Origin of the sequence: Saccharopolyspora oryzae (assembly GCF_027853915.1) — a bacterium.
GTDB lineage: Bacteria > Actinomycetota > Actinomycetes > Mycobacteriales > Pseudonocardiaceae > Saccharopolyspora > Saccharopolyspora oryzae.
In genome coordinates, this window is sequence record NZ_JAQGLA010000029.1 from 22,820 (window position 1) to 45,445 (window position 22,626).

The window sequence follows — 22,626 nt, forward strand, 5'->3', positions numbered from 1 at the left end:
GCGTGACCGTTCGCGTAGGCATCAACGGCTTCGGTCGGATCGGGCGGAACTTCTGGCGTGCAGCTACCGCCAGCGATCACGACATCGAGATCGTGGCCGCCAACGACCTGGGCGATGTCGCGACCATGGCCCACCTGCTGAAGTACGACAGCATCCTCGGTCGCCTCGACCAGGAGGTCAAGGTCACCGGTGAGGGCATCGAGGTGGGCGGCAAGCTCATCAAGATCCTCGCCGAGCGCGACCCGGGCAAGCTGCCGTGGGGCGACCTGGGCGTCGACGTCGTCGTGGAGTCCACCGGCTTCTTCACCAACGCCGCAGACGCCCGCAAGCACGTGGACGAGGGCGGCGCGAAGAAGGTCATCATCTCCGCCCCGGCCAAGGGCGAGGACCTGACGGTCGTGCTGGGCGTCAACGACGACAAGTACGACGGCTCGCAGACCATCATCTCCAACGCCTCGTGCACCACCAACTGCCTGGCGCCGATGGTCAAGGTCCTCGACGACGCCTTCGGCATCGAGCAGGGCCTGATGACCACCATCCACGCCTACACCGCGGACCAGAACCTGCAGGACGGCCCGCACAAGGACCTGCGCCGCGCCCGCGCCGCCGCGGTCAACGTGGTGCCGACCGGCACCGGTGCGGCCAAGGCCATCGGCCTGGTGCTGCCGGAGCTCAACGGCAAGCTGGACGGCTACGCGCTGCGCGTCCCGGTGCCGACCGGCTCCACCACCGACCTGACCGCGACCGTCCGCGGGGACGCCAGCGTCGAGTCGGTCAACGAGGCCTTCAAGGCCGCCGCCGCCGAGGGCCGGTTCAAGGGCATCCTCAAGTACAACGAGGACCCGATCGTCTCCAGCGACATCGTCACCGACCCGCACTCGACGATCTTCGACGCGCCGCTGACCAAGGTCATCGGCAACCAGGTCAAGATCGTCGGCTGGTACGACAACGAGTGGGGCTACTCCAACCGCCTGGCCGACCTCGTCGACCTGGTCGGCAAGAAGCTGGCCTGACATCTGATCCGGAGACCCGCATGAGCCGTTGGCAGAGCCTCGGCTCGTGCGGGTCTTCCCGTAGCTGAGGAGCAGAGCGTGAAGAACCTCGACGATCTGCTGTCCGAGGGCGTTCGGGGTCGGCGTGTCCTGGTGCGTGCCGACCTCAACGTGCCGCTGGACGGCGAGAAGATCACCGATGACGGCCGGGTGCGCGCCTCCCTGCCGACCATCCGGAAGCTGACCGAGGCCGGTGCCCAGGTGGTGCTCACCGCGCACCTCGGTCGCCCGAAGGGCGAGCCGAACCCGAAGTTCTCCCTGGCCCCGGTGGCCCGCCGCCTCGGCGAGCTGCTCGGCACCGACGTGCCGCTGGCCGCCGACCTGGTCGGCGACTCGGCGAAGTCCGTGGTGGCCGGGCTGACCGACGGCTCGGTGGCGCTGCTGGAGAACGTGCGCTTCGACGCCCGCGAGACCAGCAAGGACGACGCCGAGCGCGGCGCGCTGGCCGACGAGCTGGCCGCGCTGGTCGGCCCGGACGCGGCGTTCGTGTCCGACGGCTTCGGCGTCGTGCACCGCAAGCAGGCCTCGGTCTACGACGTCGCCAAGCGGCTCTCGCCCTACGCCGGTGGGCTGGTGCTCGCCGAGGTCGAGGTGCTGCGCACCCTGACCGGCGACCCGAAGCACCCCTACGCGGTGGTGCTGGGCGGCTCGAAGGTCTCGGACAAGCTCGGCGTCATCAAGGCGCTGCTGCCAAAGGTCGACAAGCTGCTCATCGGCGGCGGCATGGCCTACACCTTCCTGGCCGCGCAGGGCCACGAGGTCGGCGCCTCGCTGCTGCAGGAGGACCAGATCGAGTCCACCAAGCAGCTGCTGGCCGAGCACGGCGACAAGCTGGTGCTGCCGGTGGACGTGGTGGTCGCCGACCGCTTCGCCGCCGACGCCGACACCCAGGTCGTGGCCGCCGACGCGATCCCGGCCGGCTGGATGGGCCTGGACATCGGCCCGCGCAGCGTCGAGCTGTTCGCCGGCATCCTGCGCGGGGCGGGCACGGTGTTCTGGAACGGCCCGGCCGGCGTGTTCGAGTTCCCGGCGTTCGCCGAGGGCACCCGCGGTGTCGCGCAGGCCATCGTCGACTCCGACTCGTTCAGCGTCGTCGGTGGCGGTGACTCGGCCGCCGCGGTGCGGACCCTGGGGCTGCCGGAGGACGGCTTCTCGCACATCTCCACCGGTGGCGGGGCCTCGTTGGAGTACTTGGAAGGCAAGGACCTGCCCGGTGTGGCCGTCCTGGAAGGTGAGCGCTGAACATGGCCAGGACGCCGCTGATCGCGGGCAACTGGAAGATGAACCTCAACCACCTCGAGGCCATCGCCCTGGTGCAGAAGGTCGCCTTCTCGCTGCCCGAGAAGTACTTCGCCAAGGTGGAGGTGGCGGTGCTGCCGCCGTTCACCGACATCCGCAGCGTGCAGACCCTCGTCGACGGGGACCGGCTGAAGCTCAAGTACGGCGCGCAGGACATCTCGGTGCACGAGTCCGGTGCCTACACCGGTGAGGTGTCCGGCCCGATGCTGGCCAAGCTGGGCTGCACCTACGTGGTGGTCGGCCACTCGGAGCGCCGCGAGTACCACGGCGAGACCGACGAGCTGGTCGGCAAGAAGGTCCGCGCGGTCCTGAAGAACGACATGTCGCCGATCCTGTGCGTCGGCGAGCAGCTGGACGTCCGCGAGGCGGGCAACCACGTCGAGCACTGCACGACGCAGCTGATCAACGCGCTCAAGGGCCTCAAGGCCGAGCAGATCAGCAAGGTCGTCGTGGCCTACGAGCCGGTCTGGGCGATCGGCACCGGCAAGGTGGCCACCGCGCAGGACGCGCAGGAGGTCTGCGGCGCGATCCGCGCGGCCCTGGCCGAGAAGTACGGCAAGGAGATCGCCGACGAGGTGCGGGTGCTCTACGGCGGCTCGGTGAAGTCGAGCAACATCGGCGACCTGGTCGGGCAGGCGGACGTGGACGGCGCCCTGGTCGGCGGTGCGAGCCTCAACGGCGACGAGTTCGCCAAGCTCTCCGCGATGGCGGCCGGCGGCCCGCTCCCGTGACCCGGAGCTCGTGAAGCCCGAGGGGCGCCTTCCCACCGGGGAAAACTGGTGAAGGGCGCCCCTCGTGCGGTTTTCCCACCCTGGGGGATGCCCCTGGTGGGGCGGTGTGAGAGCGTCATCCTGGCAAACGGTGGACAGTGGTCAACTCGCTGTTGGCGGCCCGGTACGCTTGGTGGCGAACCGCTGTGCGAACGAGGACGTGATGACTCTTTTCCTGCAGATCATGTTGATCGTGACGAGTGTGCTGCTGGTGCTGCTGGTGCTGCTGCACCGGGCCAAGGGTGGTGGCCTCTCCTCGCTGTTCGGCGGCGGTATGCAGTCCAACCTGGCCGGTTCCAGCGTGGCGGAGAAGAACCTCGACCGGATGACGTTGTTCGTCATGGCGCTGTGGGTGATCTCCATCGTCGGAGTCGGCCTGTTGATCAAGATCGGTTGATCGGTCGGCACCCAGCCGGTCGACGACCCAGGGCCGCTTGGTGGGTGAGGATTGGATGACTGGTGGTAACGCCATCCGCGGCACGCGCGTGGGCTCCGGCCCGGCGGCGAGCGAGGCGGAACGGGGGGAAGCCGCACCGCGCAAGCGCGTCGACTACTGGTGCAGCAACGGGCACCACAGTCGGCCGTCGTTCGCGATGGACGCCGATGTTCCGGAGGAATGGGACTGCCCGCGCTGCGGATTGCCGGCGGGCCTGGACCAGGAGAACCCGCCTTCGGCGCGGCGCAACGAGCCGTACAAGAGCCACCTGGCGTACGTCAAGGAGCGGCGCAGCGACGAGGACGGCATGGCCATCCTGGAAGAGGCGTTGACCAAGCTCCGCGAGCGCAAGGGGCGCTGAGCTCAGCAGAACCGGGTCAGGTGAGCGATCACCTGGCCCGGTTTTCCGCGTCAACGGGAATTTTCCCCTTCGGTTTCGGGAACGGCGGCGAGCATGTGCCGCAGGACGTGCAGCGTCGTCTCGATCTCCGCGTCGGTGAGGTCGCCGCCGACCCGGCCCATCGCCTCGTGCTCGCGCCTCTGCAGCGCGTTGATGGCGGCGCGGCCCTCCTCGGTGAGCTCCACCAGCGATGAGCGGCGGTGCGCGGGGTTCGGTTTCAGCGCGACGAAGTCCTGCTCCAGCGCGTCGTTGACCATGCGCTGCACGAACTGCCGGCTCAGTTCCAGGGCGCGCGCGATCTGGGGGACCGTTTCGGCGGCGCCGGTCAGCTCGAGCCGTTCGAGGACCGCGCGGACGCCGATGGACAGGCCGTTGCGCGGGCTGTCGTGCTCGACCAGCCGCGCCACGCGGCGGTACAGGGGGCCGAGGACGGCGTAGACCTCGGCGAGTCGCGGTCCGAGCTGTTCCGGCGGAAGCGGGGAGTTGTCAACCACGGTGTCATTATGACACTTTGGTTGTCATGGACGCCATCGAATCCACGAAGATCCAGGTTCCCGACGGCGAGCTCTACGCCGAGGTGGTGGGCTCGGGCCCGCCGATCGTGCTGCTGCACGCCGGTTACCTCGGCGTGGGGATGTGGGACGAACAGCTCGAACTCGCCGAGGACCACCAGCTGATCCGCTACGAGGCGCGCTCGCACGGGCGCTCCAGCACCGCGACGTGCGACCACCACCCGTACCAGGACCTGCTGGCGGTGCTCGACCACTTCCAGCTCGAAACCGCCTCGCTGGTCGGCAATTCGATGGGCGGGGCCACCTCGCTCACCTTCGCGCTCGAGCACCCGGACCGGGTCGAGCGGATGGTGCTGTTCGGGCCGGGGGCGCCGCCGGTGGAGTTCCAGGACCCGTTCGTCCTGGAGCACCACCGCGCGCAGGAGGTCGCCAAGCAGGCGATGGACGCCGACGGGTACGTCGAAGCCCTCCTGCAGCTCGCGGTGGACGGTCCGCACCGCGAGCCGGACCAGGTCGATCCGGAGATCCGGCGGCGGTGCCGGGACATGGCGATGACGACGATCATGAACCACCACACCGCCACCGGAGGCCTCCTCGAGCTGGACGTGCGCAGCCGGCTGGAGCAGATCGCCGCGCCGACCGCGCTGGTGGTCGGCGAGCTCGAATCCACCGACCTGCACCGGATCGCCGGAGAAGCGGCGCGGCGGATGCCGAACGCGGAACTGCTCGAGTTCGCCGGCTGCGGGCACATGACGAACATGGAGGACCCGCAGCGCGCCAACGACCTCATCCGGCGGCACCTCGCCGGCTGAGCGCGAAGAACCTCGGGGGACATGTCGATCTCGGCGGACGCCGTTCGATGCGTTGGTGAGCGGCCGGGACGCCCGGCCGCCACCGGGTTTCACCGGCTGGAACCGCCGTGGAACTGGTAGGAATCAAGCACCTACGACCAGGAAGTGACCCCCGATGCGCTACATGATGATCGTGAAGGCCACCGCCGAGACCGAGGCCGGCGAGATGCCGAGCGAGGAGTTGCTCAAGGCGATGGGCGACTACAACGAGCAGCTGGTCAAGGCCGGCGTGCTGCTCGCGGGCGAAGGGCTGCACCCCAGCTCGGAGGGCTTCCGCACCGAGATCGCCACCGGCGGCGGGCGGTCCGTGGTGGACGGCCCGTTCACCGAGGCCAAGGAGCTGATCGCCGGGTTCTGGCTGCTGCAGGTGCGTTCCCGCGAGGAGGCCCTGGAGTGGGCCAAGCGGTGCCCGGAACCGGTCGAGGTGCGGCGGGTCTTCGACGCCGAGGACTTCGAGATGTCCGCGGAGGAGGCCGAGCGCGAGGCGAAGCTGCGCGAGGAAGTGCGCGAAGCGGGCGGAATCGCCTGAGCCGGCACGACGGCTGTGCTGAGATGGCGTGGTGACGGTTTCCGAAACCCACCGCGCCATCGAGGCGGTCTGGCGCATCGAAGCGCCCCGCGTCATCGCCGGACTGGCCCGGATGGTGCAGGACGTCGGCCTGGCCGAGGAGCTGGCGCAGGACGCGCTGGTCATCGCGCTGGAGAAGTGGCCGGAGACCGGCGTGCCGCCGAACCCGGGCGCCTGGTTGACCGCCACCGCCAAGCACCGGGCGATCGACCAGCTGCGCCGCAACGAGCGGCTGGTGCGCAAGCAGCAGGAGATCGGCCGGGACCTGGAGCACCAGCAGCACACCGAGATCGAGGTGGACTTCGGCCCGGACTTCGGCGACGACCTGCTGCGCCTGGTGTTCACCGCCTGCCACCCGGTGCTGTCCGCCGAGGCGAGGGTGGCGCTGGCGCTGCGAGTCCTGTGCGGGTTGACGACCAAGGAGATCGCCCGCGCGTTCCTGGTGCCCGAGCCGACCATCGCCCAGCGCATCGTGCGGGCGAAGAAGACGTTGGCGCGCAAGCAGATCCCGTTCGAAGCGCCGAGCGCCGACGAGCTCCCGGCGCGGCTGCCCGCGGTGCTGGAAGTCGTCTACCTCATCTTCAACGAGGGGTACACGGCCACGTCCGGTGCGGACTGGATGCGCACCGAGCTGTGCGACGACGCCCTGCGGCTCGGCCGGATCCTGGCCGGACTGGTGCCCGGCGAACCCGAGGTGCACGGCTTGGTGGCACTGCTGGAGATCCAGGCCTCCCGCTCCGCCGCGCGCACCGGCCCGACGGGGGAGCCGGTGCTGCTGCTGGAGCAGGACCGGGCCCGCTGGGACCAGCTGCTGATCCGCCGCGGCCTCGCCGCGCTCGAGCGGGCGGAGCAGATCGACGCACCACCCGGCCCGTACCAGCTGCAGGCGGCGATCGCGGCCTGCCACGCGCGGGCGCGCACGCCGGAGGAGACCGACTGGGCGCGGATCGCCCGGACCTACGAGCAGCTCTCGGAAGTCACGCCGTCGCCGGTGGTGGAGCTCAACCGCGCGGTGGCGGTGTCGATGGCGTTCGGCCCCGAGCACGGCCTGCACCTGGTCGACCAGCTGGTGGCCGAAGGTTCCCTGCGCGACTACCACCTGCTGCCCAGCGTCCGCGGCGACCTGCTGGTCAAGCTCGACCGGCCGGCCGAAGCCCGCGCCGAGTTCGAACGAGCCGCCGAGCTGACGGCCAACACCCGCGAACGCGACCTCCTCCTGGAGCGCGCCCGCACCTGCGGCTGATCGGCTGGTGTGGTGTTGATCGCGCTGCCGCGCGGGTCCCGGCCACCGCTGGGTACGCTCGCGCGCATGACTCTGGCGACGGCTGACCTCGCGGACCGGGAAGGCCCGGAGGTGCGCAGCTGCGACGTGCAGTTCCGCGACATCGGCGGGCGCGCGGCGTTCGAAGGCCGCATCCGCACCGTCAAGTGCTTCCAGGACAACGCCCTGCTCAAGGAGATCCTCTCCACGCCGGGCGAGGGCCAGGTGCTGGTGATCGACGGCCGGGGTTCGCTGCACACCGCGCTGATGGGCGACCTCATCGCCGAGCTCGGCCGGTCCAACGGCTGGAGCGGCGCGATCATCAACGGCGCGGTGCGCGACTCCGCGGTGCTGGCCGAGATGGACTTCGGCGTCAAGGCGCTGGGCACCAACCCGCGCAAGAGCACCAAGACCGGTGAAGGCGTCGCCGACGAGGTGGTCGAGCTCGGCGGCGTCCAGTTCGTGCCCGGCGAGTACGTGGTCGCCGACCGCGACGGCGTCGTGGTGATCATCGAGCCGTGACCAGCGCCGCTGCGCCCGCCGCGGGCGCAGCGGGAAGTACTGTGTGGATCCGTGCTAGCTCTCCTGCGCAGGTTTCCGCGGTTCCCTGCGGTACGCACCCGGCCGGCCGTGCCGGTCGTGCTCGGTTTCGCGGTGATCATCCTGCTCGGCACCGTGCTGCTCATGATGCCCTTCGCCGCCGAGTCCGGGCAGGCCACCGGGTTCGTCGCCGCGCTGTTCACCGCGACCTCCGCGGTGTGCGTGACCGGGTTGGTCGTCGTCGACACCGCGACCCACTGGTCCACCGCCGGAGAAGTGATCATCGTGGCGCTGATCCAGATCGGCGGCCTGGGCATCATGACCCTGGCCTCGCTGCTGAGCCTGCTGGTGTTCCGCCGCTTCGGGCTGCGCATGCGGTTGACCGCGCAGGCGGAGACCAAGGCGATCGGGCTCGGCGACGTCCGCCGCCTGGTGGGCAACGTCCTGCTGCTCACCGTGGCCTTCGAGCTGGTCGCCGCGGTGCTGCTGACGGCTCGGCTGTCCGCCGGCTACGACCTCGGATTCGGCCGCGCCGCGTACGAAGGCGTGTTCCACGCGATCTCGGCGTTCAACAACGCCGGGTTCGCGCTCTACCCCGACAACCTGATGGGTTTCGTCACCGACCCCTGGATCTGCCTGCCGATCGCGGCCGCGGTGATCGCCGGCGGGCTCGGGTTCCCGGTGTGGATCGAGCTGTTCCGCCGGTTCCGCCAGCCGCGGCGCTGGAAGCTGCACGTGAAGATCACCCTGCTGGCGACGGCGGTGCTGCTGGTCGGTGGAACCGCGGTGATCACCATCGCCGAGTGGACCAACCCCGGCACGCTGGGACCGCTGTCCTGGCCGGGCAAGCTGCTGGCCGGGTTCTTCGCCGCCGTGATGACCCGCACCGCGGGCTTCAACAGCCTCGACATCGGTGAGATGCACTCGGGCACGCTGCTGGTGCAGGACATCATGATGTTCATCGGCGGTGGCAGCGCGGGGACCGCCGGCGGCATCAAGGTCACCACCTTCGCGCTGCTGGCGTTCGTGATCCTGGCCGAGGTCCGCGGCGAGCCGAGCGTGCACGTGATGGGGCGCCGACTGTCCGAAGGCGTGCAGCGGCAGGCGCTGACCATCGTGCTGATCGCCGTCGGAGTGGTCATGGCGGTCGTGCTGGCGCTGCTGGCGATCACGCAGTTCAGCTTGGACCAGGTGCTGTTCGAGGCGGTTTCGGCCTTCGCTACCGTCGGCCTCTCGACCGGCATCACCGCAGACCTGCCAGAATCGGGGCAACTGCTGCTGGTGGCCCTGATGTTCATCGGCCGGCTCGGCCCGGTCACGCTCGCCTCGGCACTGGCCCTGCGCGAGCGGGCCCGTCGTTACGAACTACCCGAGGAGCGACCCATCGTTGGCTAGGAACGACGCAGCGAACCAGATCGTGGTGATCGGCCTGGGCCGGTTCGGCAGCTCGCTGGCCAGCGAACTGGTGCGCCACGGTTCGGAGGTGCTGGCCATCGACTCGCGGCCGACCGTGGTGCAGCGGTTCGCCGACGAGCTGACGCACACCGCGGTCGCCGACACCACCGACCCGGAGAGCCTGCGGCAGCTCGGCGTGCACCAGTTCAACCGGGCCGTGGTGGCCATCGGCACCGAGCTGGAGGCCAGCATCCTGACCACCTCGTTGCTGGCGGACTTCGGCATCCCCAACATCTGGGCCAAGGCCACCAGCCGCCAGCACGGCCGGATCCTGGAACGGGTGGGCGCGCACCACGTCGTGCTGCCGGAGCACGAGATGGGCAAGGAGACGGCGCACCTGGTGATCGGCCGGATGCTCGACTACATCGAGCTGGAGGAGGACCACTACGCGCTGGCGAAGACCCGAGCCCCGGCCGAGGCGGTGGGCCGGCCGCTCGGCGACGCGCGCCTCCGCTCGAAGTACGGCGTGACCGTCGTGGCCATCAAGCGTCCGGGGGAGCCCTTCACCTACGCGACAGCGGAAACGGTGGTGCGGGACGGCGACATCCTCGTCGTCGCGGGCACCAGCGAACAGCTGGAGCGCTTCGCCGAGCTGACCTGACTCACTCCCCGGGGCCCGGCGCTGCACGTCCGAGGTGGTCCAGCGCCTTGGCGAAGTGGTCGGCGAACAGCGGTGGGTTCTCCGCCATGGGGAAGTGCCCGAGGTCCGGCATCGTCCAGAAGACGGCCCCGGAGATCTTCCGCGCCGTTGCCTCCGACATCTCGGGCGTGCACGAGTAGTCGTACTCGCCGGTCATCATGACCACCGGGCACCGCGCGGTGTCGATCTCGCCGACCCGGTCGCGGCCGTCCCAGTCGCCGCTGTAGAAGTCGATGTCACCGGCGAAGGTGCCGAACCCGCCCTGGGAGTAGCCCCACCACACCTTGCGGCGGTAGTGCTCGGGGCTCTGCGGTGCCATGAGCCCGTAGACCCACTCGGGGACGAAGACCGACTCGTTGACCAAGGGGTGCTTCGCCCACGACACCTTCCGGCCGGGAACCCGGTCGCTGGCCTCGCACGCGATCACCCCGCCGACGACGTCCGGGGCTCGGTGCGCCAGTTCCAGGCAGATCTCGCCGCCCATCGAGGATCCGCTGACGATGGGCGCGGTCAGTCCGAGCGCGTCGATGACGGCGAGGACGGTCGTGGCGTACTGGTCGGTCGTCAGGGCGTAGCCGCCGGGCGGGACTCCGGGCAGCAGGTCGGAACGACCATGGCCGGGCAGGTCGAAAGCGATCAGCCGGCAGCGGGACGTCAACGAGGTATCCGCCATGAGGTCGTGGTACTGGCGGCTGTCGGCGCCCGCGGTGTGGAGGAGCAGGACGTCCTGGCCCTCGCCGGCCGCCTCGTAGAAGATCTCCACAGGTTCACCGCGAACGCTGATGCGCACGTAGCCCGGTTCGAGGTCGGCCTTGCTCCGGACCGGATGTGCGGCGGCAGGAGTGGCCGGTCGACCTGAGATCGCCGCCCTGCCCAGCTCCAGCACCCGGCGCACGAGGTGTGCGTGCTGCACCATCGCCAGTTCGCTGCCCTCGACGTGCGCGCCGGGAACGCGCATGAGCATGCCGAAGAAGTTCTGGTACGCGGGCGGTGGCACTGCCTGGAAGAACCGGCTCCAGTCGGCAGGTGCCGCGACCAGCTCGAAGTCGGCGGCGCTGGTCGGCTCGACGAGCTGTCCGCTGCTGAAGCCGAACAGCGCGTTCTGCTCCCCGGCGCGGATCCCGAAGGTGACCGTGGTGGCGGTCGCGAGGGCGGACAACTCCCGGTCTTCCCGGCAGGCGTCCATCCACCGTTCGAGGTCGGCGTCGTTCCATGCCGTGCTCACTTCAGCGTTCCCTTCGTGGTCCGTTCCGGCTCGGTCGAGTACCTGCGGCCCGGCTGCGTGGCGAAGAAGACCGAGATGAAGGTCAGAACGCTGACGGTGATCAGGTACGGGGGCAGGGCTGCTGCGGCGCCGACGCCGGTGGCCAGCAGCGCGGTCAGGATCAGCGGTGCGAAGCCGCCGCCGAAGATCGCGCCGATCTGGTACCCGAGCGAGGCCGCGCTGTACCGGACTTCGGGCGAGAACATCTCCGCGAACAGGGTGGCCATCGGCCCGTACATCAGCGGGTGGATCAACGAGAGCCCGATGACGGAGGTGACGCCGAGGACCCAGGTGGAGGTGGCGGACTCGTTGATGGCGAAGAACGGGTAGGCGAACGCGGCGAACAGCACCGCCCCGGTGAGGAAGACCTTGCGCCGGCCGATGCGGTCGGACAGGGCTGCCGCCAGCGGGATGGTGAGCACTTCCAGGCCCGCGGCGATCGCGACGATGATCAGCACGGCCGAGCGCTCCAGGCCCAACGACGACGTGCCGTAGGTGAGGACGAACGTCGCGAAGAGGTAGAAGTTGACGAACGGCGCCAGGCAGCTGCCGATCGCGAGCACGATGTTGAGCGGGTGGTTCTTCACGGCGTCGAGGATCGGCAGCTCGGAGCGCGAGCCCGCTTCCTTCACGTCCTGGAACTCGGGTGATTCGACGACGTTGAGCCGGATGAACGTGCCCACCACGACCAGCGCGGCGCTGAGCAGGAACGGCACTCGCCAGCCCCAGCTCATGAACGCCTCGTCCGGGAGCATCGAAAAGCCCCCGAACGCCACCGTCGCGAGGATCAGACCGGCGGGAGAGCCGGCTTGGGTCCAGCTCCCGGCCAATCCGCGCTTGTACTCCGGGGAGTGCTCGACGGACATGAGCACTGCGCCACCCCATTCGCCCCCGACGGCGAACCCCTGCACGACGCGGCACAGCACGAGCAGGATCGGGGCCAGCACACCGATCTGCGCGTAGGTCGGCAGCAGGCCGATGGCGATGGTGGAGGCGCCCATGCCGACGAGGCTGTAGATGAGCATGGACTTGCGGCCGACCCGGTCGCCGAAGTGTCCGAAGAGGACACCTCCGAGGGGGCGGGCGATGAAGCCCGCGGCGAACGCGCCGAAGGCGGCGATCGTGCCCGCGAGAGCGGAGAACTGCGGGAAGAACAGCTTGTTGAAGACCAGCGCGGACGCGGTCCCGTAGAGGAAGAAGTCGTACCACTCCACGGTGGTGCCGATGAAGCTGGCGGCGACGACCTTCCGCGTCATCGAGCCCGCTTCCGCCGGTCTTGCTCGGATCGTGTTCGGCATCGAACCTCCTCGCGGGGGTGCAGCAAGAGCGGGGGAACGACCCGGGCCGGAGATCGGCATCGCGCCGCAGAAGAGCGCGGACAGCTCTGTGCACTAGCGTATGCAGCAGAATACGTTCATTGATGCCATCGTCAAGTATTTGTCCGGAGGACGGGCTTTCGGAGCTGATAATCAGCGAGTTCGCGCTTGACAAGCGGAGCTTCGATCTTAGTATCCTGCTGTATACAAAATGATCCAACGGGCCGCACGGTGTGTTCGGTCCCGCGCGCCGACGTCGAAGACCAACAGTGCTGTGGAGTGCGCCGCATGACCAGAGTCAGCTACCGGATGCTCATCGGGGGACAGCGGGTGGGGGCGTCCACCGGGCAGGAGCTGCCCGCGATCAACCCCTTCACGTCTGCCGAGTTCGCCACCGTCCCGGACGCCGGACCGCGGGACGTGGACGCCGCCGTGGCCGCGGCCCGCGCCGCGTTCGACGGGGGCTGGTCGACGACTCCCGGAGTCCGCCGCGCGGAGCTGATGAACCGGCTCGCCGGGCTGGTGGAGGAGCACGCCGACGAGCTGGGCCGCTTGGAGTCCACCGACAACGGCAAGCTGGTCCGCGAGACCACCGGCCAGGCGCGCTTCGCCGCCCGCAACTACCGGTTCTTCGCCGGCTACGCCGACAAGCTCTACGGGCGCACCATCCCGCTGGACGACCCGGACACGTTGGACTACACGCTGGCCGAGCCCATCGGCGTCGCCGCGCTGATCACCGCGTGGAACTCGCCGATGCAACTGCTGGCCAACAAGCTCGCCCCGGCGCTGGCCGCCGGGTGCTGCGTGGTGGTCAAACCCTCCGAGCACGCCTCGGCGACCACGCTGCGGATGGCGGACCTGGTCGAGGAAGCCGGGTTCCCGCCGGGCGTCATCAACATCGTGACCGGCGGCCCGCAGGCCGGGATCGCGCTGACCGAACACCCCGGACTGGACCGGATCAGCTTCACCGGCAGCGTGCCGACCGGCAGCGCGATCGCGGCCGCAGCTGCGCGCAACCTCGTCCCGGTCACGCTGGAGCTAGGCGGGAAGTCGCCGAACATCGTCTTCGCCGACGCCGATCTGGACCGCGCGGTCACCGGCGCGGTCGCGGGGATCTTCGCCGCTGGCGGGCAGACCTGCATCGCGGGCAGTCGGCTGCTGGTGCACGAGTCGGTGTACGAGAAGGTGGTGGCGGCGGTCGCGGCACGGGCCGCGGAGATCCGCCTCGGCGACCCGATGGACTCGCGTACCCAGATGGGACCGGTCGCCAACAAGCCGCAGCGCGACCGCATCCAGCGCGCCATCGACGCGGGTGTCGAGTCCGGGGCCCGCGCGCTGGTCGGTGCCGAGCCGGTCGACGACCCGGCACTGGGGGAGGGCCTGTTCGTGCGACCGACGGTGTTCGCCGACGTCGACAACGACTCGGTGCTGGCCCGCGAGGAGATCTTCGGCCCGGTGCTGTCCGCGATCCCGTTCGCCGACGACGACGAAGCGGTCTCGATCGCCAACGACAGCGACTTCGGCCTGGCGTCGGGGATCTGGACCAATGACCTGACCCGCGCCCACCGGGTCGCCAAGCGGCTGCGGGCCGGGACGGTCTGGGTGAACACCTACCGCGCCAGCGCCGCGCAAGCACCGTTCGGCGGCACCAGGAAGTCCGGGTACGGCCGCGAGCGCGGCGAGGAAGCGCTCCATGAGTACTTGACCACGAAGAACGTGATGGTCGACCTCACCGGCCGGACCCCCGATCCGTTCTCGATCCGCCTCTGAGCGCCGAAATCCAGACTGGGAAGGGGAACATCGGTGAGTGACACCGTTTCGTTGTGCGGGCTGGGGAACATGGGCGGCGTCGTCGCCGGCCGCCTCGCCGCGCACGGCCCGCTGCGCGTGTTCGACCTGGATCCGGATCGGGTCGCGCAGGCCGTCGAACACCCGCAGGTCACCGCCGCCGCTTCGGTGGCGGAGCTGGCGGAGGCCGACGTCGTGCTGCTTTCCCTGCCTGCACCGAAGATCTCGCTGCAGGTGATCGCCGAGCTCGCGCCGCGGATGCGCGCTGGTGGTGTGATCGTGGAGACCAGCACCGTCAACCCCGCGGACATGGCTGAAGAGCAGGAGATCTGCGCGGAGCACGGCATCGGTGTGGTGGACGCGGCGATCCTCTCCGGCGTGTCCCAGATGGCTGGTGGTACCGCGACTCTGCTGGTGGGCGGCGCCGAGTCCGATGTGGACAAGGTGGCTGACGTGCTCGCGGCGATCAGCGCGGGTGTCACCAGGTTCGGGCCCGTGGGCAGCGGCATGGCCGCGAAGGTGATCAACAACGCGGTGGCGCACGCCGTGATGGTGGTGCTTGCCGAGGCCGGTGCGCTCGCCGCGGCCACCGGGGTCTCCGGTTCCGCGCTGGCGGCACTGCTGTCCGGCCCGGAGGCAGGGCTCACCCGCCCGTTGACGCACCGCTTCGCCGAGCGCGTCCTGCACGGCGACTACGACGGCGGCATGCCCACCGAGGCCGCTCGCAAGGACTCCACCCTGGCGCTGGCCATGGCCCAGGACAGCGGGGTGCCGCTGTTCGGGATCCAGGGCGCGCACACCGTCTACGAGCTCGGCGTCGCCGAAGGGCTCGGTCGGCTCGACTACGCCTCGATCGCCACGCTCTGGGAGCGGTGGACCGGCCGTCCCATGACCGGAACGGGGAGCGAGGTCAGCGATGGCTGAGGAGTTCCAGGTCTACGCGATCAGGTTCGCGCACCGCGAAGCGTCGGTGCGCGGCGAGCACTTCTACGGCCACGACCCGTGCGCGCTGGACGCCTGGCCGATCTCGTACTACGTGTGGCTGGCCGTCTCGGAATCCCGCGCCGTGCTCGTCGACGCCGGTTTCACCCCGGAAACCGCGGCACGGCGGGGTGACCGCGACTACCTGCAGTCGCCGATGGACACCATCCGCGCGCTGGGCGTGGACCCGGACCGCATCGGACACCTGGTGATCAGCCACCTGCACTACGACCACTCCGGTCACGTGGCGGACTTCCCGCAGGCCGAGGTCGTGCTCCAGGAATCGGAGATGGCGTTCTGGACCTCCCGCCACGCGGGCCGCGGACAGCTGGCGCACTTCGTGGAACCCCCGGACGTCGCGTACCTGGTGGAGCAGAACTTCGCTGGCCGGGTCCGCCTGGTCGACGGGACGCACGAGGTGGTGCCGGGCGTGACCGCGCACCACGTCGGCGGGCACACCCCGGGCCTGCAAGTCGTGCAGGTCCGCACCGCCGCAGGCAACGTCGTGCTCGCGGCCGACGCGTCCCACTTCTACGAGAACGTGGAGCGCGCGAAGCCCTACGGAATCGTCACCCACCTGCCGACGATGTACGACGCGTTCGACGCACTGCACGCGTTGGCGGACCACCCGGAGGGGATCGTGCCCGGCCACGATCCCCAGGTGCTGCAACGGTTCCCGGCGGTACCGGGCCTGGAGGGCCTGGCCGTCCGCATCGCCTGAGAGGCCGATGCATACCTGGGTATGCTGTCGGGAACCGCTCACGAGCGGCTCAGCGGAAGGGGGCGTCGGCGCTGTCCGAACTGTACGAACGGCTGCGCGGCGAGATCGTCGACGGCACGTTCGAGGCGGGAGCTCAACTGGTCGAGCTGGTGCTGGCCGAGAAGTACGGCACCAGCCGGACACCGGTGCGCGAAGCCCTGCGCAGGCTGGAGCAGGACGGGCTGGTGGAGCGCGGCGATCGCGGCATGCGCGTGCGCAGCCGCAGCCCCGAGGAGATCCTGGAGATCTACGAGGTCCGGATCTCCCTGGAAGCGACCGCGGCAGCGGCCGCCGCCCAACGGCGCAGCGACTTCGACCTGATCCGCATCCGGCGCGCGCAAGCGGCGATGGACGGCACCGCGACCGATGATCCGCCCGCGATGGCGGCGGCGAACCGCGCGGTGCACGAGGCGATCTGGGCGGCCAGCCACAACGGCACCATCGTCGACCTGCTGACCCGCCTGAACAACCACCTCACCCGGTACCCGGCCACCACCCTCAAGGTCCCGGGACGCTGGTCCGAGGCGCTGGTCGAGCACCACGCCCTCATCGACGCGATCGAGCAGCGCGACGCCGACCGGGCGCACGACCTGGCCCGGGACCACATGACGAAGGCCCGCGAACTCCGCCTGCAGATCTACTGCGACGAGCCGGCCGACTGATCAGCCGGCGTAGTGGTCGGCGACCAGCCGGGCCATGGCTTCGGCGGCGTTGGTGGTCAGGGACTTGGCGCTGAAGAAGATGTCACCGTCGACGCCGGACTGCTCGGCGTTGAGCGCCAGGTGCTTCGACAGCTCGGCCGGGTCGGTCCAGCCGTCTTGGCCGACCCGGTAGGCCGCCTGTCCGATGTAGAGGTCCACGCCGGTGCCCGCCACCGTCCCGGACCACCAGGGCACCAGTTTCGCGTAGTCGGCGGCGGGGTGGCCGATCGGCCAGTAGACCTGCGGGGCGATGTAGTCGACCCAGCCCTCCTGCACCCACTTGCGGGTGTCGGCGTAGATCGCCGAGTACGACTCCAGGCCGCTGGTGTCCGAACCGGCCGGGTCGCTGGACGCGTTGCGCCAGATGCCGAACGGGCTGATGCCGAACTTCGCCCCCGGCTTGACCTCGTGCACCCGGGCGTCCAGTTCGGACACCAGCTGGTCGACGTTGTGCCGCCGCCAGTCCTCGACGTTCGCGAAGTCCTTCCCGTGCTCGGCGAAGGTCTTCTGGTCCGGGATCTGCTGGCCGCCGGCGGGATAGGGGTAGAAGTAGTCGTCCAGGTGCACGCCGTCGACGTCGTACTCGCGCACCGCGTCCATGATCGCCTCGGTGACGAACTCGCGGGCCGCGGGGACGCCGGGGTCGTAGTACAGCTTGCCGTCGTAGGCGAAGGTCCAGTCCGGGTGCTTGCGGGCGGGGTGCTCGGGCACCAGCTTCTGCGGGTCGTCCTGCATGCTGACCCGGTAGGGGTTGAACCAGGCGTGGAACTGCAGACCGCGCTGGTGCGCCTCGTCGACCATGAACCGCATCGGGTCGTAACCGGGGTCCTTGCCCTGCACACCGGTCAGCCACTGCGACCACGGCTCGTGCGGCGACGGCCAGAACGCGTCCGCGGTCGGCCGGACCTGCACGAACACCGCGTTGAGCTTGTTGCTCACGGCCTGGTCGAGCAGCTTCCGGTACTCGGCTCGCTGCTGCTCGGCGGACAGGCCCGGCTTGCTCGGCCAGTCGATGTTGGTCACCGACGCGATCCACATCCCGCGCATCGCCGTGCTCGGCCCCTGGGCCGCCGCGCCGGTGGCGCTGAACAGGCCCAGCAGGACCGCCACCAACCCCAGCGCCAGGACCAGCGCGTTGGCCCGGATCCGGCGCAACCCCTGTGCACGAGTCATCCAGCTCGCCTCCGGCTCGTCGTCGACCGCGCGGCACAGGTTACGGGCCGCAGCGCGCTTTTCGCTGCGATGGCGAGGAATTACCACCTGATCCGCTGGCTCACCGCGCGGTCGCGAGCCGCCTGGTCAGGTGCTGCACGGCGCGCTCGCTGTAAGCGGAGGGGATCGTCTCGCTGAGCTGCCGGGCCCGATCGGCCAGTGCCGCGGCGCGGTCGACGTCCTGCGCGCGCAGGTGCGCATCCGCGAGCCAGGTCGTGTACAGCGCCGTCTCGCGGACGCGGCGGTGGTCGCAGCTGCCGATCGCGGAGGTCAACCGCTGCTGGGCCCGCTGGTGCCGCCCCAGCGCGGTGTCGACCCGGCCGACGATGATGTCCATCTCCTCGGGGGTCAGCCAGTAGGTCCAGGCCGGGTCCGGGTCGTCGTCGCGGCGGTCGCCGTACTCGTCCTGCGCGCGCTGGATCGCGGTCGCCGCCTGGCTGAACTCGCCGGCCTCCACGTGCGCCCACGAAGCCCGCGCGTGCAGCAGCGCCCGCACGGTGGGGGTGGTGGCACCGCGGTCGAGTCCGTCGATGCGCGCCAGCGCCGACCGGGCCACCAGCACCGCGTCGCGCGCCCGGCCGAACTCGGTCAGGTGACCGGCCAGCGCCGACACCACCTGCGCGGCCAGCACCGGATCGTCGGCGGCGTGCGCGGCCTGGATGCCGCTGAGGTAGTAGTGCTCGGCGGTCGCGATGTGCCCGCCGTCGGCCGTCGACCAGCCCGCCAGCTGGCACAGCTCAGCGACGGCCCGCAGCAGACCGCGACCGACCTCCTCCGGATAGCTAGCGGTCCGCAGCAGGGACGCCGTGCGGGCGACCTCGCCGCGGATGGTGGTGTGCAGGTCCCCACCGGCGACGACGTCGTCGGCGTGGTGCAGGTACCGCAACCGGGCCTGGATCCGGTCGAGCGTGCCGCGCCCGACCCGCGGACCGGTCCCGCTCGTCCACGCCACCGCCGGCGGAGGTGGGGTGATCAGCCACTGGTGGGCCACCCGCACCGCGCGATCGCCGGTCAGCGCGGGAGCGGGGGAGTTCTCCGCGAGGCGGGAGACGAGACCGTCGCGCTCCGCCGAGGTCCACACGTCCTTGATCAGCTCCACGGGATCGACCGCGGGGAGTTCCCGGGCGGGTGCGGGGACCGGGCTGGGCGCGCCGGGGAGCAGCGCGGCGAGCTGGTCCAGCGACAGCCCCAGCTCGCGGGCCAGCGCCTCCCGCATCCGCGGAGTGGGGGTGGAGGCACCGCGTTCCCACCGCGCCACGGTGGAGACGTCCACCTCGAGCCGGTGCGCCAGCGTCTCCTGGGTGTGGCCGCGGCTGCGGCGCTTCTGCGCGAGGTCGGACTGGCGTGCCACCCGGCCGACGTTACGCGCCGAATCCGCCCGCCTCCAGCGCGTTCCAGCAGGTGCCGGGTTGTTGCCCGGTTCGTGCTCTGGTTCGCGCCGCGCCGTCGCGGTGAACTCGGTCCGTCCCGCTCCCGCCGAGGAAAGGAAGCAGCCGATGCCGCTGCTGCGAGACCCCGCGCTGGCCGACGACGGCGCCCGCAAGGTCGAGTTCGCCCACCGCCGCATGCCCGTCCTGGCCGGGCTGACCGAGCGCTGGGCAGCGGAGAAACCGCTGCGCGGACAGCGCATCGCCGCCTGCCTGCACGTCACCACCGAGACGGCCAACCTGTGCCGGGCGCTGGTCGCTGGCGGTGCGGAAGTGGCGCTGTGCGCGTCGAACCCGCTGTCCACCAAGGACGACGTCGCCGCGGCGATCCAGCGCGACCTGGGCGCCGAGGTCTTCGCGCTCCACGGCTGCGACCGCGAAACCTACTACCAGCAGGTCGAAGGCGCGCTCGGCGTCGAACCGACGCTGATCGTCGACGACGGCGCCGACCTGACCGCCACCGTGCACGAGCAGCGCCCGGAACTGCTGCCCGCCATCATCGGCGGCACCGAGATCACCTCCACCGGCGTGATCCGGATGCGCAACATGGCCGCCGCCGCGGCGCTGCGCTACCCGGTGCTGCCCACCAACGACGCGCTCACCAAGCACCTGTTCGACAACCGCTACGGCACCGGCCAGAACACCATCGACGGAATCCTGCGCGCCACCAACATCCTGCTGGCCGGTGCGACCGTGGTGGTGGCCGGCTACGGCTGGTGCGGGCGCGGGGTGGCGGCCCGGGCCCGCGGCATGGGCGCGGAGGTCGTGGTCACCGAGGTGAACCCGGTGCGGGCGCTGGAAGCCAAGCTCGACGGCCTCCGGGTGCTGCCGATGCACCGCGCCGCCGCCGAAGCCGACCTGGTCATCACCACCACCGGCAACCGGGACGTGGTCACCGTCGAGCACATGCGGTCGATGAAGGACGGCACCGTCATCGGCAACTCCGGGCACTTCGACCTGGAGATCGCGGTCGACGACCTCACCAGCACGGCGACCAGCCGCCGCTACGTGCGCCCGAACTGCGTCGAGTACACCCTCCCCGAAGGGCACCGGATCCTGCTGCTGGCCGAAGGCCGCCTGCTCGGCCAAGCCGCCGCCGAAGCCCACCCGGCCGAGGTCATGGACATGACGTTCGCGACCCAGGCGCTGGCGGTCCGCTACCTGGTGGAGAACGCGGGCGAGCTGGAACCGGCGGTGCACCCGATCCCGGCGGAGATCGAGAACGAGGTGGCGGTGGCCAAGCTGGCGGCCTACGACATCACCATCGACGAGCTCACACCCCGCCAGCACGACTACCTCACCTCCTGGCAGTTCGGCACCTGAACCCGCGGCGGCGGATCAGGTCGTCGGGAACCGCAGCCGGAACAACGCCCCACCACCGGGCGGTGACTCCGCGGTGATGGTGGCGCCGTGCGCGGTGGCCACCTGGTGGACGATGGCCAGGCCGAGACCGGAGCCGGGCAGCCCGCGAGCGGCGGCGGAGCGGTAGAACCGGTCGAAGACGCGGTCGAGATCGGTTGCCGCGATGCCCGGCCCGCGGTCTCGCACGACGAGTTCCCCGCCGTGCAACCGGACCTGGACGGATCCGCCGGCCGGGCTGAACTTCGCCGCGTTGTCCAGCAGGTTCGTCACCGCGCGGGACAGCGTGCGCGGCACCCCGTCGAGCACGGTCGGTTCGAGGTCGGTTTCGAAGGTGATGCCCGGGTAGCGGTGGCGGGCGCTGGCCGCGCACTGCTCGACGATCCGGTCCAGCCGGACGTCTTCGGTCTCCTCGGCGGGTGCCTCGTCGCCGCGCGCCAGGTCGATCAGGTCCGTGACGAGCCCGGTCAGCTCGACGGCCTGCGTGCGCAGCGCCTCGATCGTCGCGGCCCGCTGCTCGGGGCTCAACCGGTCCGCCCGGGTGAGCAGGTCGATGTTGGTGCGCAGACCGGTCAGCGGGGTGCGCAACTCGTGCGAGGCGTCGGCGACGAGCTGCCGCTGCGCGGTCAGGGACTCCCGCAACGCGCCCAGCGCTTGCTGGAGTTCGCCGAGCATCGTGTTGAAAGCCGTTGCCAGCCGGGCGATCTCGTCGTCACCCCGGACCGCTAGGTGCTGCTCGGGGTCTCGGGTCCGGGCCACCCGCTCGGCGGTGGACGTCAGCGCGGCGACCGGTTTGAGCCCCGCTCGGGCGACGGCGAACCCGGCGACCGCCGCCAGCACCACTCCGACCGCGCCCGCCGCGAGCAGCGCGAGGCTGATGCGCTGCAGGCTCTCGTCCGCGCGGTCGGAGCGGACCGCGACCTCGACGGCCTTGCCGGGAGCGAGCGGTGCGGTCAACATCCGCACCGGAAAACCCTCCAGCGACGTGTCGTTGAAGAACGCCCCGCCGCGCCCAGCGGCGACAGCCAGGGTGCGCTCATCCACCGGCAACGCGCTGTCGCCCTCGACACGGCCGTCCGCGTCCACCTTCTGCACGCACGCCGGGGCGGCCAGGAACACGCAGGGTCCGGCGGGCGACCACGCCCCGGGCGAGGACTGCTCCAGCCGGACCAGGCGCGCGACCTCCCGGGTCAACCCGAGGTTCAGCGAGCGGTCCAGTTCGTGCGCCACGATCGCGTACCCGGCCACCGCCATGCCGGCCACCGCCGCGGTCACCGCCAGCGCGGTGGCGACGGCGATCCGCAGCCGCAGCGGCCACCGGCGCTTCACCGCGCACCGAGCCGGTAGCCGATGCCCCGCACGGTGTGCACGAGCCGGGATTCGCCACCCGCCTCCAGCTTCCGGCGCAGGTAGCGGACGTAGACCTCCAGGGAGTTCGAGGCCGGGCCGAAGTCGGTGCCCCACACCCGCTCGGTGATCACCTCGCGCGGCAGCACCTGCTCGGCGTTGCGGACCAGCACTTCCAGCAGCGCGAACTCCGTCCGGCTGAGCTCGACCACCCGGCCCCCGCGCAGCACGAGGTGCGCTGCGGTGTCCACGGTGAGGTCGGCGACGCGGAGCACCGCGTCGTCCTCGGGGTAGCTGCGCCGCAGCAGCGCTCGCACGCGGGCGAGCAGCTCGTCCAGGTCGAACGGTTTGACCAGGTAGTCGTCCGCGCCCGCGTCCAGCCCCGCGATCCGGTCGGTCACGGCATCGCGCGCGGTGAGCACCAGGACCGGCGTCCGGTCGCCGCTCGCGCGCAGCTGGCGGCACAGCGTCAACCCGTCCATGAACGGCATCAGCAGGTCGAGCAGGATCGCGTCCGGTCGCCAGCGGGCGATCTCGGTCAATGCCTGCGCGCCGTCACCGGCGGTGCTGGTCTCGTAGCCCTCGCTCCGCAGACCGAGCACCACCGCGTCCCGCACCGACGACTCGTCCTCGACAACCAGAATCCGCACCGCACCAGCATGCAAGTTCTCATCCAACTCTCATCTC

Annotated in this window: 23 protein-coding genes; 16 read left to right on the top strand and 7 right to left on the bottom strand. The window is 70.6% G+C overall.

All coding sequences use genetic code 11. The features are described 5' to 3' along the window. Nucleotides 1–2: 2 nt before the first annotated feature. From gap to OU415_RS18775, 5 genes are all read left to right on the top strand, one after another. Complete coding sequence (gap, locus tag OU415_RS18755; protein ID WP_270950170.1) at nucleotides 3–1,013, top strand: type I glyceraldehyde-3-phosphate dehydrogenase; 1,011 nt, start codon at nucleotides 3–5, stop codon at nucleotides 1,011–1,013. A gap of 78 nt (nucleotides 1,014–1,091) precedes the next feature. Further along, the gene (locus OU415_RS18760) at nucleotides 1,092–2,294 is read left to right on the top strand and encodes a phosphoglycerate kinase (RefSeq protein WP_270950171.1); all 1,203 of its coding nucleotides are present in this window, start codon (nucleotides 1,092–1,094) and stop codon (nucleotides 2,292–2,294) included. Between the two features lie 2 nt (nucleotides 2,295–2,296). Beyond that, nucleotides 2,297–3,082 carry a triose-phosphate isomerase gene (gene tpiA, locus OU415_RS18765; protein WP_270950172.1) on the top strand — a complete coding sequence of 262 codons (786 nt, stop codon included), beginning with the start codon at nucleotides 2,297–2,299 and terminating at the stop codon, nucleotides 3,080–3,082. 202 nt (nucleotides 3,083–3,284) lie between these two features. Then, the gene (secG, locus tag OU415_RS18770) at nucleotides 3,285–3,518 is read left to right on the top strand and encodes a preprotein translocase subunit SecG (RefSeq protein WP_093155681.1); all 234 of its coding nucleotides are present in this window, start codon (nucleotides 3,285–3,287) and stop codon (nucleotides 3,516–3,518) included. A gap of 55 nt (nucleotides 3,519–3,573) precedes the next feature. Further along, entirely contained in the window at nucleotides 3,574–3,918 is a 345-nt protein-coding gene (locus tag OU415_RS18775) for an RNA polymerase-binding protein RbpA (RefSeq protein ID WP_270950173.1), read from the top strand. A gap of 50 nt (nucleotides 3,919–3,968) precedes the next feature. Here OU415_RS18775 and OU415_RS18780 read toward each other — a convergent pair whose 3' ends face one another. Beyond that, the gene (locus tag OU415_RS18780; RefSeq protein ID WP_270950174.1) at nucleotides 3,969–4,451 is read right to left on the bottom strand and encodes a MarR family winged helix-turn-helix transcriptional regulator; all 483 of its coding nucleotides are present in this window, start codon (nucleotides 4,449–4,451) and stop codon (nucleotides 3,969–3,971) included. A 26-nt stretch (nucleotides 4,452–4,477) separates the two neighbouring features. Here OU415_RS18780 and OU415_RS18785 point away from each other — a divergent pair, with 26 nt between their 5' ends. The 6 genes from OU415_RS18785 to OU415_RS18810 all read left to right on the top strand — a co-directional run bounded on the left by OU415_RS18785 (nucleotide 4,478) and on the right by OU415_RS18810 (nucleotide 9,745). Next, a complete protein-coding gene (locus OU415_RS18785) occupies nucleotides 4,478–5,281 on the top strand; it encodes an alpha/beta fold hydrolase (RefSeq protein ID WP_270950175.1) in 804 nt (267 codons plus the stop codon). 154 nt (nucleotides 5,282–5,435) lie between these two features. Beyond that, nucleotides 5,436–5,849, top strand: a complete 414-nt coding sequence (locus tag OU415_RS18790; RefSeq protein WP_270950176.1) for a YciI family protein — start codon at nucleotides 5,436–5,438, stop codon at nucleotides 5,847–5,849. A 31-nt stretch (nucleotides 5,850–5,880) separates the two neighbouring features. Then, nucleotides 5,881–7,131: an RNA polymerase sigma factor gene (locus OU415_RS18795; RefSeq protein WP_270950177.1), complete on the top strand. Its 1,251-nt coding sequence runs from the start codon at nucleotides 5,881–5,883 to the stop codon at nucleotides 7,129–7,131. 66 nt (nucleotides 7,132–7,197) lie between these two features. Then, nucleotides 7,198–7,671 (top strand): ribonuclease E activity regulator RraA, encoded by a 474-nt coding sequence (gene rraA / locus OU415_RS18800; RefSeq protein ID WP_270950178.1) that lies wholly within the window; start codon nucleotides 7,198–7,200, stop codon nucleotides 7,669–7,671. A 117-nt stretch (nucleotides 7,672–7,788) separates the two neighbouring features. Further along, on the top strand, nucleotides 7,789–9,084 hold the full coding sequence (locus OU415_RS18805) for a TrkH family potassium uptake protein (RefSeq protein WP_270950219.1): 1,296 nt from the start codon (nucleotides 7,789–7,791) through the stop codon (nucleotides 9,082–9,084). Further along, on the top strand, nucleotides 9,077–9,745 hold the full coding sequence (locus tag OU415_RS18810; protein WP_270950179.1) for a potassium channel family protein: 669 nt from the start codon (nucleotides 9,077–9,079) through the stop codon (nucleotides 9,743–9,745). Before OU415_RS18805 ends, OU415_RS18810 begins: the two co-directional genes overlap by 8 nt. 1 nt (nucleotide 9,746) lies before the next feature. Here the strand turns inward: OU415_RS18810 and OU415_RS18815 are convergent, their stop codons facing one another. Together OU415_RS18815 and OU415_RS18820 are read right to left on the bottom strand one after the other, a co-directional pair. Next, a complete protein-coding gene (locus OU415_RS18815; RefSeq protein ID WP_270950180.1) occupies nucleotides 9,747–11,009 on the bottom strand; it encodes an alpha/beta fold hydrolase in 1,263 nt (420 codons plus the stop codon). After that, entirely contained in the window at nucleotides 11,006–12,346 is a 1,341-nt protein-coding gene (locus OU415_RS18820; protein ID WP_270950181.1) for an MFS transporter, read from the bottom strand. The genes OU415_RS18815 and OU415_RS18820 overlap by 4 nt, the downstream gene beginning before the upstream one ends. A 306-nt stretch (nucleotides 12,347–12,652) precedes the next feature. On the opposite strand from OU415_RS18820, the gene OU415_RS18825 reads away from it, so the two are divergent. The 4 genes from OU415_RS18825 (at nucleotide 12,653) to OU415_RS18840 (ending at nucleotide 16,555) form a co-directional block, all read left to right on the top strand. Beyond that, entirely contained in the window at nucleotides 12,653–14,134 is a 1,482-nt protein-coding gene (locus OU415_RS18825; RefSeq protein ID WP_270950182.1) for an aldehyde dehydrogenase, read from the top strand. Between the two features lie 33 nt (nucleotides 14,135–14,167). Further along, the gene (locus tag OU415_RS18830) at nucleotides 14,168–15,076 is read left to right on the top strand and encodes an NAD(P)-dependent oxidoreductase (RefSeq protein ID WP_270950183.1); all 909 of its coding nucleotides are present in this window, start codon (nucleotides 14,168–14,170) and stop codon (nucleotides 15,074–15,076) included. Further along, entirely contained in the window at nucleotides 15,069–15,854 is a 786-nt protein-coding gene (locus OU415_RS18835) for an N-acyl homoserine lactonase family protein (RefSeq protein ID WP_270950184.1), read from the top strand. Before OU415_RS18830 ends, OU415_RS18835 begins: the two co-directional genes overlap by 8 nt. 80 nt (nucleotides 15,855–15,934) lie before the next feature. Beyond that, nucleotides 15,935–16,555, top strand: a complete 621-nt coding sequence (locus tag OU415_RS18840; RefSeq protein WP_270950220.1) for a GntR family transcriptional regulator — start codon at nucleotides 15,935–15,937, stop codon at nucleotides 16,553–16,555. Here OU415_RS18840 and OU415_RS18845 read toward each other — a convergent pair whose 3' ends face one another. Beyond that, a complete protein-coding gene (locus tag OU415_RS18845; protein WP_270950185.1) occupies nucleotides 16,556–17,767 on the bottom strand; it encodes a glycoside hydrolase family 10 protein in 1,212 nt (403 codons plus the stop codon). A 100-nt stretch (nucleotides 17,768–17,867) separates the two neighbouring features. After that, the gene (locus OU415_RS18850) at nucleotides 17,868–19,157 is read right to left on the bottom strand and encodes a helix-turn-helix domain-containing protein (RefSeq protein WP_270950186.1); all 1,290 of its coding nucleotides are present in this window, start codon (nucleotides 19,155–19,157) and stop codon (nucleotides 17,868–17,870) included. Between the two features lie 145 nt (nucleotides 19,158–19,302). Between OU415_RS18850 and OU415_RS18855 the strand changes: the two genes are divergently transcribed. Beyond that, nucleotides 19,303–20,556: an adenosylhomocysteinase gene (locus tag OU415_RS18855; RefSeq protein ID WP_270950187.1), complete on the top strand. Its 1,254-nt coding sequence runs from the start codon at nucleotides 19,303–19,305 to the stop codon at nucleotides 20,554–20,556. A gap of 15 nt (nucleotides 20,557–20,571) precedes the next feature. Here OU415_RS18855 and OU415_RS18860 read toward each other — a convergent pair whose 3' ends face one another. Both OU415_RS18860 and OU415_RS18865 read right to left on the bottom strand, forming a co-directional pair. After that, nucleotides 20,572–21,921: a HAMP domain-containing sensor histidine kinase gene (locus tag OU415_RS18860; protein WP_270950188.1), complete on the bottom strand. Its 1,350-nt coding sequence runs from the start codon at nucleotides 21,919–21,921 to the stop codon at nucleotides 20,572–20,574. Then, nucleotides 21,918–22,589 (bottom strand): response regulator transcription factor, encoded by a 672-nt coding sequence (locus OU415_RS18865; protein ID WP_270950189.1) that lies wholly within the window; start codon nucleotides 22,587–22,589, stop codon nucleotides 21,918–21,920. Before OU415_RS18865 ends, OU415_RS18860 begins: the two co-directional genes overlap by 4 nt. Between the last annotated feature and the right edge of the window lie 37 nt (nucleotides 22,590–22,626).

Coding starts and splice junctions, on each gene's coding strand:
- OU415_RS18835 (WP_270950184.1), top strand. CDS start 15,069: ATGGCTGAGGAGTTCCAGGTCTACGCGATCAGGTTCGCGCACCGCGAA.
- OU415_RS18790 (WP_270950176.1), top strand. CDS start 5,436: ATGCGCTACATGATGATCGTGAAGGCCACCGCCGAGACCGAGGCCGGC.
- OU415_RS18785 (WP_270950175.1), top strand. CDS start 4,478: ATGGACGCCATCGAATCCACGAAGATCCAGGTTCCCGACGGCGAGCTC.
- rraA (WP_270950178.1), top strand. CDS start 7,198: ATGACTCTGGCGACGGCTGACCTCGCGGACCGGGAAGGCCCGGAGGTG.
- secG (WP_093155681.1), top strand. CDS start 3,285: ATGACTCTTTTCCTGCAGATCATGTTGATCGTGACGAGTGTGCTGCTG.
- OU415_RS18775 (WP_270950173.1), top strand. CDS start 3,574: ATGACTGGTGGTAACGCCATCCGCGGCACGCGCGTGGGCTCCGGCCCG.
- OU415_RS18825 (WP_270950182.1), top strand. CDS start 12,653: ATGACCAGAGTCAGCTACCGGATGCTCATCGGGGGACAGCGGGTGGGG.
- OU415_RS18855 (WP_270950187.1), top strand. CDS start 19,303: ATGCCGCTGCTGCGAGACCCCGCGCTGGCCGACGACGGCGCCCGCAAG.
- OU415_RS18845 (WP_270950185.1), bottom strand. CDS start 17,767: ATGACTCGTGCACAGGGGTTGCGCCGGATCCGGGCCAACGCGCTGGTC.
- tpiA (WP_270950172.1), top strand. CDS start 2,297: ATGGCCAGGACGCCGCTGATCGCGGGCAACTGGAAGATGAACCTCAAC.
- OU415_RS18820 (WP_270950181.1), bottom strand. CDS start 12,346: ATGCCGAACACGATCCGAGCAAGACCGGCGGAAGCGGGCTCGATGACG.